Genomic DNA, 13,879 nt, shown 5'->3' on the forward strand with positions numbered 1-13,879 from the left:
CTTACCGGCGCGGCCAGAGGACGCCGGCTGAGCCGCCGCCGCGGCGGACCGGCTCTGCGGTGGCGATCAGGCCGCCGTGGCGGGTGAATTCGATCGCGGTGGCCGCGCCCAGCTCCGCCACGTCCGGGCCGAAGGTGTGGCCCAGCGCTTCCAGGCCAGGGCCGTACTGCTGGTGGAATGCCGGTTCGGCCTGGATGCCGGGGCTGTTGCGCTGCGAGGCCCGGGGTGCCGCCATCGCTTCCGGCAGAGTCATGCCGAGGTCGATGCGGTTCACCAGGATCTGCAGCACCGTCGTGATGATGGTCGCGCCGCCGGGTGAACCGGCGGCCAGGAACGGCTTGCCGTCCTTGAGGACGATGGTCGGCGACATGGAGCTGCGGGGGCGCTTGTTGGGGCCGGGAAGGTTGGGGTCCGGCGCGCTTCCCTGCGTACCCGTGAAGTTGAAGTCCGTCAGTTCGTTGTTGAGCAGGAAGCCGCGGCCGGGAACGACCATGGCGTTGCCGCCGGTCTGCTCGATCGTCAGCGTGTACTCGACGACGTTGCCCCACCGGTCGGCCACGGTCAGGTTGGTCGTGCTCTGACCCTGCTCCACCGGGCCGCCGACCGGCGCGGGCGTGCAGCCGGTGGCGTTGATGTCGCCCGGCGGGACCGGCTTCGTGAGCGCGCGGTCCGGGTTGATCTGGCAGGCGCGCTGGCTCGCCCAGCCGTCGCTGATCAGCTTGTCGAGCACGGGCTGCGGCGTGTACGCGCCGACATAACGGTTGCGGTCGGCGAAGGACAGCGCGCTCGACTCCAGGTACCGGTGCAGCGCCTGGGTCATCGTGACCTTGGACAGGTCGGTCTTCTCGAGGATGTTCAGCGCCTCGCTCACCGCCGTGCCACCGCTGGACGGCGTGGACATGCCGTACACGGTCAGCCCTCGGTAGCCGGATCTGGTCGGCGCGGGGTAGCGGACCTGGTAGTGCGCCAGGTCCGACATGCGCAGATCACCGGGACGGATCGGGTACGCCCACGGCACGCTGGGCGTCGGGTCGACGGGCGGGTGCTGCACTGTACGGACGATGTCGGCGCCGATGGGTCCGCGGTAGAACACGCCGGTGCCGCGGCGGGCGATCAGCCGGTAGGTGTCCGCGAGGTCGGGGTTGCGCAGGGTCGAGCCGACCGCCGGCGGGGCGCCACCGGGCAGATAGATCTCCGATGTGGATCCGAACTGAGCGAACTGCGCGGCGTTGTCCGCGACCTGCTGACGGAACGTGGCGTCCACGGGGAAGCCGCGGTCCGCCACCTTCGCGGCCGGCAGCAGCAGGGCGCCGAGCGGCCGGGTGCCCCACTTGCGGGACGCCGCCTCCCAGGTCGCCAGGGTGCCGGGCGTGCCGGCCGAGAGGCCGCTGACGCGGGCCTCCTGGAAGTCGTACGGCAGGCCGTCGGCGGGGTCGATGAACGTCGTCTCGGTCATCGTGGCCGGTCCGGACTCCCGCCCGTCGATCGTGCTGACCGTGTGCCGCTTGGCGTCGTAGTAGACGAAGAAGCCGCCGCCGCCGATGCCCGCGGAGAAGGGCTCGGTGACGCCGAGGGTGGCGGCCGCGGCGACCGCGGCGTCGACGGCGTTGCCCCCGCGGCGGAGCACGTCCAGGCCGACGGCGGTGGCGGTGGCATCGACGGTCGAGACGGCGCCGCCGAAGCCCACCGCGGTGGGACCGTTGGGTGTCGCGTGAGCGTTCGCGCTGGCCGGGGCCAGGGTGACGGCTGTCATAGCGAGGGTGACCGTGGTGGCGAGCGCGAGAGAGAACCGCATCGTGCCTCCGGCGCGATAGAGAGAGTGTGGACAGACCCTCTTTGCCTACCGGCAGCGGCCGCCCGGCACAACCCGGGACACGGTCCTCACGCTGCGTGGTCGGTTGCGCCGTGCGCCGCCCAGGTCGCGTACATCCGTGCGTAGCGGCCGCCGGCGGCGACCAGCTCGTCGTGGCTTCCCGACTCCACGATGCCGTGGTCGTCGACCACGATGATCCGGTCGGCGCGCATCGCGGTGGAGAGCCGGTGCGCGACGAGGATCGCCGTGCGCCCCTGCAGCAGCCGGTCCAGTGCCGCCTCCACCCGCAGCTCGCTGCGCAGGTCGAGGCTGGAGGTCGCCTCGTCCAGCACCACCACGCGCGGCTCGGCCAGGAAGGCGCGGGCCAGCGCGAGCAGCTGCCGCTCCCCCGACGACACCGACTGACCGCGCTCGTGCAGCGGGGTCTGCAGGCCCTCCGGCGAGCGCTCCACCAGGTCGCGCAGGCCCACCTCGTCCACGGCCGCCCACACGTCGGCGTCGGAGGCGTCCGGTCGGGCGAAGGCGATGTTGTCGCGCAGCGTCCCGGCGAAGAGGAAGGGTTCCTGCGGCACCACGCCGATCTGCCGGCGCAGCGATGCGAGCGTCACGTCGCGCAGGTCGTGCCCGTCGATGAGGATCCGGCCGCCGGTCGGGTCGTAGAGCCGCGTGACCAGCTTGGCCAGCGTCGACTTGCCGGCGCCGGTCGGCCCGACACAGGCGATGGTCTCCCCGGGCCGGACCGTGAGGCGCACGTGCTCGAGCACGGGCCGGTCGGGCAGGTAGCCGAAGGTCACGTCGTCGAGGACGATCTCGCCGCGGACCGGCGGGAGCTCGACCGCGCCGGGCTTCGGGCGTACGGACGGCGCCGTGCCGAGCAGCCCGTTGATCTTCCCTACCGCGGCCCGGCCCTGCTGGTACTGCGTGTAGAGCTGGACCAGCTGCTGCACGGGCTGGAAGAACGAGTTGAGATAGAGCACGAAAGCGGTGAGCTCGCCGATGCTCAACGAACCGCGCAGCACCATGCGACCGCCGATGAGCAGCAGCGCCGCCATGCCGAGCAGGCCGATCGCGGACGTCCCGGGGCCGTAGACGGCGTTGATCCGCCCGGTGAAATCGTTGGCGTCGCGATAGGCCCCCACGACGTCCCGGTGCGCGACGATGTTGCGGTCCTGCCGGTTGTGGGCGGTGATCACCCGCGCGCCGTTGAGGCTCTCCGACAGGTCGGCGAACATGGCGGCGATCGTGTCCCGCTGCCGGTTGTAGCCCCGGTCGGCCGCCCGGCGGAACCACAGCGACGCCACGGTCAGCGGCGGCACGATGAGCAGCAGCGTGATGAGCGCCAGCTCCACGTTGTAGTGGAAGAGCACGCCGGTGACCAGCACCATCGTCAGCGCCTGGATGCCGAACTGGGCGAAGCCGTCCGCCAGCAGGCTCTGCAGCGCCTCCACGTCGGAGGTCATCCGGGTCATGGTGACCCCGGCCTTCTCCCTGGTGTAGTAGTCCAGCGACATCCGCTGGAGGTGGGCGAAGATCCGGATCCGCAGGTCGCGGGTGGCGGAGGCGGCGAGCAGGCCGCTCTGGCGCATGCGTACGGCGGTGGCCACCCCGGTGAGCAGCACGGCAGCCACGAAGGCGACCGTGGCCCCGACCAGCACCCGCACGTCCCGGCCGACCATCCCCTGGTCGATGCCCACCTGCACGAGGTACGGGCCGGCCTGCAGCAGCAGCGTCTCCACGAGCACGGCCAGCACGGCGGCGACCAGCAGCCCGGTCCGCCCGGCCACCAGCCGCCCGAGCGTGACCCGCCCGCCGTCGTCGGCCACGGGATCGAAGGACACGCGAGGGTCGCCGTGGTCGGGCTCCCGCGCCTCGAGCTTCGCAACGCCCTCGGCCAGGTCGGCCGGGATGCCGGCGAACGGCAGGCCGTTGCCCTTACGCCCGGCCGCACCGACCGAGGGCCGCCCGCCGGCATTCAGCCCCCCGAAGCCACCCCCGAACAGACTCACGCCGCAACCTCCGCATCGTCCGCGTCCGCCAGACCGCCAGGATCCGCCTGGGCCTCCTTGGTGGCCGGGGCAGCCGGGGTGGCTGGCCCGTTGCCAGTCGCCGGGCCCTCGAGGGCTGCCTGGGCCGTCGGGGCCGACGGGGCCGACGGGGCCGACGGGGCCGTCGGGGCCGCGGGGGCCGCGAGGCCGTTGGCAGCCCCCGGGCCGACCGCGGCCGCCTGGTCCGCTGGGGCCGCCGGGGTGGCCGGGCCGTTGGCAACCGCCGGACCGTCCGGAGCCGCCGCGGCCGCCGGGGCCGCCGGGGTCGCCGGGGCCGCCGGGGTCGCCAGGCCGTGGGCAGCCCCCGGGCCGACCGCGGCCGCCTGATCCGCTGAGGCCGCCGGGGCCGCCGGGCCGTTGGCAACCGCCGGACCATCCGGGGCCGCCTGGTCCACCTGGTCCACCTGGTCCGCCGGGGCCGCGAGGCCGTTGGCAACCGCCCGGCCGCCCAGGGCCGCCGGGGTGGCCGCGCCGTGGGCAGTCCCCGGGCCATCCGGGGCCGCCTGGTCCGCTGAGGCCGCCCGCGTGGCCGGGCCGTGGGCAGCCCCCGGGCCGCCCGCGGCCGCCCGGCCCTTGGCGGCCGCCGCACCGCCGGCAACGCCCCGGGTCGTCGGACCGCCAGCACCGGCCGGACCGACCACGGCGGCGTCGGCGTCGCCCGGCGCCTCGGTGTCGCCCGGCGCGTCGCTGTCGCCCGGCGCGTCGCTGTCGCCCGGCGCGTCGGTGTCGCCCGGCGCGTCGGTCTCGCCCGGCGCGTCGGGGGTGAGGGTGGCGAGGACCCGGCTGTAGCGGGGTTCCGTGGCCAGCAGCGACTCGTGGGTGCCGTCCGCTGTCACGCGGCCCGCCTCCATGAGGATCACCCGGTCGGCGAGGCCGATCGTGGACAGGCGGTGGGCGACGATCAGCGTGGTGCGGCCCTTCATGCGGTCTCGGAGGGAGCCGTGGATGCGTTGTTCGACCGTGACGTCGATGGCGCTCGTTGCGTCGTCGAGGACCAGGATCGGGGGGTTGACCAGCAGGGCACGGGCGATGGCGACGCGTTGGCGCTGGCCGCCCGAGAGGGTGTAGCCGCGTTCGCCGACGACGGTGTCGTAGCCGTCCGGGAGGCGGCGGATGAAGTCGTCGGCGCCGGCCGCGCGGGCCACGTCCTCCACCTCGGCGCGGGTGGCTTCGGGGCGGCCGTAGGCGATGTTGTCGTGCAGGGACAGTGAGAACAGGAACGGCTCGTCCGGCACGATGCCGACCTGGTCGCGCAGGCCGGCGAGGCGCAGCGTACGGACGTCGTGGCCGTCGATCGTGACCTGGCCCGAGGTCACGTCGTAGAAGCGGGCGAGGAGACGGCCCAGGGTGGACTTGCCGCTGCCCGTGGCGCCCACGACCGCGACCGTTTCGCCCGGGGTCACGTGCAGGTTCAGGCCGTCGAGGGCGAGCGTGCCGTTCGGGTACGCGAACCGTACGTCCCGGAAGCGCACGTCTCCCCGCAGCCGCACGTCGACCGGGTCGGTGGCTTCGACGATCTCGCTGGGGGTGTCGAGGATCTCGTAGATGCGCCGGGCCGACGCCGACGCGCGCTGGCCCAGCATGATCATCATGCCGAGCATGCGGAACGGTGGCTGGAGCATGAGCACGTACGAGTTGAACGCCACGATCGTGCCGACCGTCGTCTCGCCGCGGATCACCATGAGGCCGCCGACCAGCAGGACGAGCGCCAGCCCGAGGCGGGGCAGGTTGTCGAGGACCGGGTTCCAGCGGCTGCGGATGCGGGCGTCCTGCAGGTACGCCCAGCGCACCTCGTCGGCGGACTCGGCGAGGGTGCGCAGCTGACGCCCCTCCGCCGCGAACGCCTTCACGATGCGGACGCCCTGGATGTTCTCGTCGACCACCGTGGCGAGCCGGGCCAGCCGGGCCTGGATCAGCCACGACACCGGGAAGATCGCCTTGCGCATGCCGACGCCGAGGAAGCCGATGACCGGCATGGTGGCCATCGCCACGATCGCCAGCGGCACGTTGATGGAGAGCATCAGCCCGAACGCGACGACCGCGATCAGGCACTGCACGAGGATCGACGGGCCGAACGACAGGTACATCTGCACGGCCCGGATGTCGGAGCCGGAGCGGGACATCAGCTCGCCGGACTGCACCCGGTCGAAGAAGCCGAAGGGCATCCGGGCGAGGTGGGCGTACACGATGTTGCGCAGGTCGTACTCGAGCTCGTAGGCGGTGCGCAGCAGGTAGAGCCGGGCCAGATAGTTGATGACGCCTTGGAGGAGGGCGAAGGCGACGATCCACCACACGTACGTGGACAGCTGGGCGGTGCGCTCGACGACGGCCCGGTCGATGCCGATACGGACCAGGTTGGGGATCTGCACCTGGACGACGAGGCCGGCGAAGGAGAGCACGAGCGAGGTGATCAGCAGGGCGCGGTGGGCCTTGACGAGCGGCAGGGCCCGCCGGAGCCAGGTCTTGCGGGTGTCGGGGTCGATGGACGCCTTGGGCGCGCGGCGGCTCAAGAGGCGCCCTCCTCGCTGCCGGGATCGGGATGACCGGGTAGTTAGCCTGGCTAACGATACCCCGCACCCACCGGCGCCGCCCGCTCCACGGATGGGACGCGGGTCACGGAAGCGGGATGGACCATGCCAGCGCGGGGCCGCGCACGGAAACGCGCGGGCGCTTGCCCACCCCGCCCTCCTCCGGTTCCACGCCCGGGCAGGTCAGCCCCGCCGCCGGCGGCCGGACGGTCAGCAGGTACCGGTCGACCGCCGCGGTCACGCAGTCGCTGCGGCCGTACACTGTGTGGCCCCAGCCCTCGTACGTGACCAGCGACGCCCGCGGGCCGAGCTGGGCGGCGACCGTGCGGGCCCAGGCGTACGGGGTGGCCGGGTCGTGACGGGAGTTGATCAGCAGGACCGGGCCGGTGCGCAGCGGTGCCGGTACCCGCTGCGGGTTGTCGGTCCTCAGCGGCCAGCCGAGGCAGCCCGTGACCGACGCCAGCGCGAGCGGTGACACCGGCATCTGCGGGTTGCGGGCGGCCAGGGCGGCGAGGCGGTCGCGCAGGTCCGGCCAGCCGCCGAGCGGCAGCGTCCAGTCGTCGCAGAAGACCGCCGGGAAGCTGTGCTCGACCTCGGTGGGCCCGCGGCGCGAGCGGGCGCCCGACGACGCCTCCAGCAGGTAGATCGCGAGCGAGTGCCACTGCGGGTCGTAGAAGGAGCCGAAGGCCACGCCGAGCAGGTCGTACTCGGTGAGCCGGCGGGACGGGTCGAACGGGTCGGGCAGCAGGCCGCGGCGGGCCCGGTCCAGCAGGCGGGCCCAGAGCGTACGGACGTCACGGCCGTGCAACGCGCACTCGGTGCTGCGGGCGCACCAGGCAGCGAACTGGTCGAAGGCATCCTGGGCGGCGGCCGTCTCCGCGGTCAGGAAGGCGCCCGTGTCGCCGCTGTGGTCCATCACGCTGTCCAGCGCCAGGGCTCGGACGCGGTCCGGGTAGAGCTCCGCGTACTGGGTGCCCAGCAGGGTGCCGTACGAGACGCCGTAGAAGCTGATCGTCCGCTCGCCCAGCGCGGCGCGGATCGCGTCCATGTCCCGGGCCACGCTCAGCGTGTCGGCGTGGCCAAAGACGGGGCCGCTGCGCCGTGCACAGTCAGCCGCGAGCTTGCGGTTGTAGGCGACGGTTGCGCCGTACCCCCGGGGTGTGGAGATGGGGACGGACGGCCCGGCAGCGAGCAGCGACGCCGAGCACCGCACCGGGCTGCTGCGGGCGACCCCGCGGGGGTCGAAGCCGACGATGTCGAAGCGGCGGCGCAGCTGCGGGCTGAAGAACCACGGGCTGTCCAGGGCGAAGTCGACGCCCGAGCCGCCCGGGCCGCCGGGGTTGACCACCAGCGTGCCGAGGCGGTGCGCCGGGTCGGTGGCGAGGCGGCGGGCCAGCGCGATGCGCACCGTCGGGCCGTACGGGTCGGTCCAGTCGGCCGGCGCTGTCATGGTCGCGCACTGCGCGGTGCGGTCCTCGGGGCACGGTTTCCACGCCGAGAAGGGGTCCCGGGCGGCGTGTGCGGGGGCCGCCGCCGAGGTCACGGCCGTCGCGACGGCCAGGAACGCGGCCAGGACCGGCCGGGATGCTGCTCGCACTGCGTCGTCTCTCCGCCCTGCACGGCAGCGCGCCGCGCGCCTCATCCTGGGACGGGGCGCGCGGCGCGGTGGGTGATTACGGCGGATTACCTCCCAAAGAGGTGCTTCATGGCGCGCTTGACCAGCGCGTCCCGGTCGGCTTGCGGCAGCGCCTCCAGGCCGAAGCCCAGGTAGACGCTGTCCTTGGTGGTGGTCGCCGCGCCGGAGTCGAACGCCAGCTGGCTGCGGGTCCAGGTGTTGCTGTTGGTCCCGGAGCCGGGCGGCGGGCCGGCGACCGTCCAGCCGCCGAGATCGCTCTCGAACGAGGTCGACTGGGCGACGGTGCCGCCGGTCTCCACGCGGACGTCGTCGAGGAAGACACCCAGGCCCTGGGTGCTCCAGTCCGACATGTACGTGATCGAGACCTCGACCTGCTTGCCCGCGTACGCGGACAGGTCGGCGTCGAACTCCTTCCAGCCGCCGCTGGCGCCGGTCGCCGCGTTCCAGGTGCCCGTGGTGCCGGTCGGCGTGCAGTCCGGGCTCTGGTAGTGCGCCAGGAACGGGTGCAGGCCGGCGATCTCCGACTGGCAGCTGTCGCCGGTGTTCGTGGTGGTCAGCCCGTTGGCGTCGGGGAGCGTCGTCCACTCGTCCGTGCCGACCGGGTGCGCCTCGACGAACATGAAGTCCCAGTTCGGCTCGATGTCGAACGAGGTGTGGAACTTCAGCCGGGCGGTCTGCGCAGCGGACAGGTCGATCGTCTTGGTGAGCCGCTTGTACGCGCTGTCGGCCTGACCGCTCCACAGGTACCAGGCACCGTCGTACGGGTCGTACGGCGCCGCGCCGGGCAGCTTCCAGTCGAGCGGGGCCACCGCGTCCGCGAACTGCGGGAACTGCTTCGGCGGAAGGAAGCTCGAGGTGGCCAGGAACGCCGCGGTGTGGCTCTCGGCGACCGTGCCGGTGTAGCCCTCGAACTTCCCGGCCGTCCCGACCAGCGGGTACGGCTTGCCGTCCGCGCCGGTGCCGCCCTCGTCCACGTACGAGTACGCGCCCAGCCAGTACTGCTCGAAGTCGTTGAACAACTGCAGGCAGGCGGGGTTCTGCGGGTCGGTGCATTCCCCCGGGCCGTCGGGCAGGTAGCGGTACGCGCCGTTCGCGCCCTGGGCGAAGCCGGCGTACTTGCCGCCGAGCAGCAGCTTGCCGCCCTCGTTGAGGTAGTCGCGCACGGCGAGCTCGGTCTCGAGCGCCGAGCGGGCCACCGTGCCGGCCGGCTGGCCGGAGGCGCGCGGGATGATGTCGTCGCCGGTCTCCCAGACCACGGCCTTGTAGTGCGACAGCACGCCGAGCGGGTGCGGTGCCTGCCGGCCGTTGGTGTCGAGGTCGTAGACGTCCGCCGAGTAGCCGGCCTTGCGCAGCGACGCCACGTGCTCGTCGGCGTAGCGGGCGCTGGTCGCGCCGTCGGTGGTCGCCGGCGAGACGCCCGTGACGTCCTCGGCGGCGATCACCAGCACGTCACCGCCGATCTTCTTCGCCACCGTGTAGGTGAAGTTCGCCGAGGTGACCGTGGCGCGGCCCTTGCGGGCGGTGAACCACACCTTGACCTTGTCGCCGGGGCGCGCCACGACCACGCCACGCCGTTCGGCGAAGTACCTGTCGAGGCCGTCGCCGTAGCGTTCGCCGCCCCGCCACTCCGAGGTGCGGGCGAGGCGAGCACGGCCACCGTTGACCGAGTAGTGCAGGGTGACGGCGCCGAGGCTGCGCTTGGCGGTCACGGCGACCTGCTGGCGCCGGCCGTACGAGGTGCCGAAGGCGTCCACCGCCAGGTCGGGCGTGCTGCGGCCGACCGACGACACGGGGTTGGCCGGGTCCTTGGCGGACTGCGCGACGGAGAGCGCGAACGGCAGGTTCTTGACGAACTCGTCCTGGATCAGCTTCTCGTCGTCCGGGAAGTTGAAGCCGCTCTCGCAGTCCGCCGGGTCCCACTGGTCGTCCGGGTCCAGCGCGGAGACCGTCTCACAGGTGCTCATCTCCGGCGTGAAACCGATCGCCCCGGTGCGCACCTGGGCGTGGAAGTCGGTGTCCCCGTTGGTGGTGTACAGCTCCGCGGACAGGTCCGGGTCGTAGCCGGGCACGGCCGGGTGGGCGTCGTCGCCGACCAGGGCGACGGCGATCTGGTCGTCCGGGCTGGGCGTGTTCACCTGCCATCCGATGCCGTAGAGCAGCAGCTCCGCGGCCGAGTGGTAGTTGACGAGGAACTCGAAGCCGATCCGCTTGAACAGCGCGTCGAGGGCCTGCGTCTCCGGCTCGGAGTTCGGCCCGGAGCCACGGAAGGTCTCGCTGGCCGGGTCGGGCGACGATCCCTCGTTGTCGTAACCCCACTTCTCGGCGAAGTTGCGGTTGATGTCGACGCCGTCGCCCGCGGTGATCTGCCCGTCGCCGTTGTTGTCGCGCAGGTTCTTACGCCACAGGCGGTGGCCCTCGGTGAACGTGAAGTCGTACCCGTCCGGGTTGGCGACCGGCACGAACCACAGCTCGGTCGTGTTGAGGATCCGCGTGATGGTGGCGTCCGTGCCGTACCCGTCGATCATGTGGTGCAGCAGCCGCCGGTTCATCTCGGGCGTGATCCACTCCCGGGCGTGCTGGGCACCGGCGTAGAGGACCGCCGGGCGCCGGCCGTCGGGGACGACCCGCGCGTCGCGGGTCACCTTCACGGCCTGGATGGGTACGCCCTTGAGCGTGCGGCCGATGGTCACGAGCTTGGCCAGGCGCGGGTTCCGGGCGGCCGTGGCGGCCAGCTCCTCGCGCAGGCCGCCCTTGCCCTCGTACGGCCGGAAGACCGTGGGCGCGGCGGCGGCCTCGGCGCGCATCCGGGCGGTGCTGCGCTTGAGGGTCAGGGGCACGCCGGCGGCGACGAGCCGGTCGGCCTGCTGCCGCCCGAGGATCGTCTCGACAGCTATCTTTCCGTTCGCGGCTGCTCGCACCGCGCTCTCATCGTGGTCGATGCCGGCGCCGCGCAGCCGTTCGAGCTGCCGGGCGTCGAGGGTGCCGACGTACACGCCGAGGGTGTCCTCGGCGGGGGCCGCGGCGGCGGGCGCGACCCCGGGAAGGACCGCGGCGGCCGCGGTCACGAGGGAGAGCGCGCAGGCGGTCGCCCAGCGGGCTGGTGTCATGGTGGAGGCCTCCATGGGTGGGAAGGTCGTGTGTGGACCCTCCCGAGCCCCGCTTACCGTGTCAAGGACCCGCCCGGGCGAATGTTCAGTTTTCTCACAGGCGGTGCAGGCAGGCTGAACGGATGAATTCCGCCTCGCGCTGGGCAATGGCCGTCGCCACGGCGAGCGCCGCCCTGCTCACCGCCTGTTCCGGCGACGACGGGGGCGCACCGGCCGCCACCGCCGGGCCGGCCCCGGCGTCGTCCCCCGCGTCCGTCCCGGCTGCCCCGTCGGGCACCGGCGGCGCCCCGGACCTGCGCTCGCCGCAGACCGTCGCCACCGGCCTGACGGCGCCGTGGGGCCTCGCCTTCCTCCCCGACGGCACCGCGCTGGTGGCCGAGCGCGACAGCGCGCGCGTGCTGCAGGTCTCCACCGGTGGCAGCGAGCCCCGCGAGGTGTACAGGGTGCCCGGCGTCGCCGCGGAGGGCGAGGGTGGCCTGCTGGGCCTGGCGGTCGCGAAGGACTACGCCCGGACCCGCTGGGTGTACGCGTACCACACCGCGGCGGACGACAACCGCATCGTGCGCTTCAAGCTCGGCAGCGACGCCACGCCGGAAGTGATCTTCGACGGCATCGACAAGGCGGGCATCCACAACGGCGGCCGGATCGCGTTCGGCCCGGACGGCATGCTCTACGCGGGGACGGGCGACGCGGGGGACCGTTCCGCGTCGCAGAACCCGGAGGACAGCAACGGCAAGATCCTGCGGCTGACGCCCGAGGGTGAACCGGCGCCCGGCAACCCGCGCGCGGGCTCGCCGGTCTGGAGCCTGGGACACCGCAACGTGCAGGGGCTGGCCTGGGCGGCCGACAAGACGATGTACGCCGCCGAGTTCGGCCAGAACCGCTTCGACGAGATCAACCGCATCGAGCCGGGGAAGAACTACGGCTGGCCGGAGGTCGAGGGTACGAGCGACGACGACCGGTACGTGAACCCGCTCGTCACCTGGAGCACCGACGAGGCGTCCCCCTCGGGCGCGGCGATCGCCGGGGACACGATGTACGTCGCGGCGCTGCGCGGGGAGCGGCTGTGGACCGTACCGCTGGGCGGGGGCGAGCCGCGGGCCGAGTTCTCCGGGCGCTACGGCCGGCTGCGGACGGTGGCCGTGGCGCCGGACGGCGCGCTGTGGCTCACGACGTCGAACACGGACGGCCGCGGTGATGCCCGCGACGGCGACGACCGGATCCTGCGGTTCCCCGCCCGCTGACGGCGGGCCGGCGGGGAACCGCGGGGATCAGGCGGTCCGGTTGTTGGGGGGAAGCAGCGGCAACTGGCTGATCGCCGCCGCGTACTGGGCGATCAGCCGGCCGTTCGGCACGACGCCGACGCTGCGGAGCTGATCGTTGATGGCCTGCGCAACCGCATCCTCGGACTGGCCGCGATGCGTCTGCATGACCTTGTTGACCACATAGTCAACGCGAAGCTGCATCTGCCAGCCGGCGGGGCGTGGTGCCGCTCCGCCGGCGAGGCTCACTGAGGCGACGGGTTCCATGCCCCTGAGTATCGGGAGCTGGGTGTACCCACTGAAAGGTCCGGGGTGGCGGTGCAACCGAGCCGCACCCGAGCCGCACCGTTTTCTCCATCAAACGGCCCGCCCGGGTTGCCGTTCAGTGGCTGCCGCCGCCCGGTACTCTCCCACCGGCCCCGGCAACGCAGCGCAGAGAGGACACCGATGACCGGCCAGGCACCCGAACCCCCGCGCCCCGCCGGCACCGTCTACGGGCGTGGCGGCGTCGACGTGCGGGAGCCGCGGCCGGGCCTGCTCACCCGTACGCATCCCGCGGTCACCGCCCTCGTGTGCGCGGGCATCGTCGGCGTCCTGGCCCTCGGCTACACCATCTGGCGCGCGACCGGGGACGAGCCGGAACCGCTCACCCGGCCCTCGGCGCCGGCACCCTCGTCCGCGGCGCCGTCGGGCCCGTCGCGGCCCCGCCTCGCCGCCGGCTCCTGGCTGCTGGCCCCGCTCGACGACCCGGACACGCACCTGACCTCGGCGAACGGCTTCGCCGCGCTGGCGCCGGACGAGCGGATGGTCCTGATCGCCGGCCCCGGCCTGGCGGACCCGGCCTGCTTCTCGTTCCGGGCCGGGGACGGCAGGTACCTGCGCCACTTCGACTACCGGCTGCGCTTCGACGCCACGGACGACTCGGACCTCTTCCGCAACGACGCCACGTTCTGCCCGCAGCCGGGGCTGCCGGCCGGGACCGTACGGCTGAGCTCGAAGAACTACCCGGACCACGTGGTGCACCGGCGCGGCACCGACCTCTACATCGACGAACCCGACGGCTCGGCGACGTTCACGGCGGACAGCTCGTTCCAGGTCCAGCCCGCCGCCTGAGCGCCGGCGCCCGGCCGGTCAGCCCTCCCGGTTGTTGTCGCGTTCCTCGCGCAGCTCCTCGCGCAGCTCCTCGGTCGAGGGCACCACGGTCGGGCGCCACCACATCCAGGCCAGGAAGAGCAGACCCAGGACCAGCATCGACAGGCCCATCCAGAGGTTGATCCGGACGCCCTGGGCCTTCTCCATGTCCTTGCTCGAGTTGAACAGCCCCAGCAGGGTGACGATCACGCCGTACACGACGAACAGGCCGCCGATGACCCGGCGCACGTCGAAGAGGCGGGCGGCCGCGGACCGCTTCTCCAGCTCCTCGGTCTCACTGAGCAGTTCGTCCTGCGGACGGTTCAGTTCCTCAGCCATGACAAGTCCTCCCGTCCG

General features: G+C 73.0%; 9 protein-coding genes. 2 read left to right on the top strand and 7 right to left on the bottom strand.

Annotation, left to right across the window (positions count from 1 at the left end; genetic code table 11):
• Position 1: 1 nt before the first annotated feature.
• The 5 genes from ggt to IT780_RS22990 form a co-directional block, all read right to left on the bottom strand.
• Positions 2-1,795, bottom strand: a complete 1,794-nt coding sequence (gene ggt, locus IT780_RS22970; protein WP_199513681.1) for a gamma-glutamyltransferase — start codon at positions 1,793-1,795, stop codon at positions 2-4.
• 86 nt (positions 1,796-1,881) lie between these two features.
• Entirely contained in the window at positions 1,882-3,819 is a 1,938-nt protein-coding gene (locus IT780_RS22975) for an ABC transporter ATP-binding protein (RefSeq protein ID WP_199513682.1), read from the bottom strand.
• Positions 3,816-6,368: an ABC transporter ATP-binding protein gene (locus IT780_RS42785; protein WP_267910119.1), complete on the bottom strand. Its 2,553-nt coding sequence runs from the start codon at positions 6,366-6,368 to the stop codon at positions 3,816-3,818. The genes IT780_RS22975 and IT780_RS42785 overlap by 4 nt, the downstream gene beginning before the upstream one ends.
• A gap of 103 nt (positions 6,369-6,471) precedes the next feature.
• Entirely contained in the window at positions 6,472-7,983 is a 1,512-nt protein-coding gene (locus IT780_RS22985; protein ID WP_199513683.1) for an alpha/beta hydrolase, read from the bottom strand.
• 86 nt (positions 7,984-8,069) lie between these two features.
• Positions 8,070-11,129: a M14 family metallopeptidase gene (locus tag IT780_RS22990; protein WP_199513684.1), complete on the bottom strand. Its 3,060-nt coding sequence runs from the start codon at positions 11,127-11,129 to the stop codon at positions 8,070-8,072.
• 122 nt (positions 11,130-11,251) lie between these two features.
• On the opposite strand from IT780_RS22990, the gene IT780_RS22995 reads away from it, so the two are divergent.
• On the top strand, positions 11,252-12,373 hold the full coding sequence (locus IT780_RS22995; protein WP_233413307.1) for a PQQ-dependent sugar dehydrogenase: 1,122 nt from the start codon (positions 11,252-11,254) through the stop codon (positions 12,371-12,373).
• A 27-nt stretch (positions 12,374-12,400) separates the two neighbouring features.
• Here IT780_RS22995 and IT780_RS23000 read toward each other — a convergent pair whose 3' ends face one another.
• Entirely contained in the window at positions 12,401-12,658 is a 258-nt protein-coding gene (locus IT780_RS23000; RefSeq protein ID WP_233413308.1) for a hypothetical protein, read from the bottom strand.
• 180 nt (positions 12,659-12,838) lie between these two features.
• Between IT780_RS23000 and IT780_RS23005 the strand changes: the two genes are divergently transcribed.
• Positions 12,839-13,504, top strand: a complete 666-nt coding sequence (locus IT780_RS23005) for an AbfB domain-containing protein (RefSeq protein WP_199513685.1) — start codon at positions 12,839-12,841, stop codon at positions 13,502-13,504.
• 18 nt (positions 13,505-13,522) lie between these two features.
• Here the strand turns inward: IT780_RS23005 and IT780_RS23010 are convergent, their stop codons facing one another.
• Positions 13,523-13,861 carry a hypothetical protein gene (locus IT780_RS23010; RefSeq protein WP_199513686.1) on the bottom strand — a complete coding sequence of 113 codons (339 nt, stop codon included), beginning with the start codon at positions 13,859-13,861 and terminating at the stop codon, positions 13,523-13,525.
• Positions 13,862-13,879 lie beyond the last annotated feature (18 nt).

This window comes from Nucisporomicrobium flavum (genome assembly GCF_016464385.1).
Lineage (GTDB): Bacteria > Actinomycetota > Actinomycetes > Mycobacteriales > Micromonosporaceae > Actinoplanes > Actinoplanes flavus_A.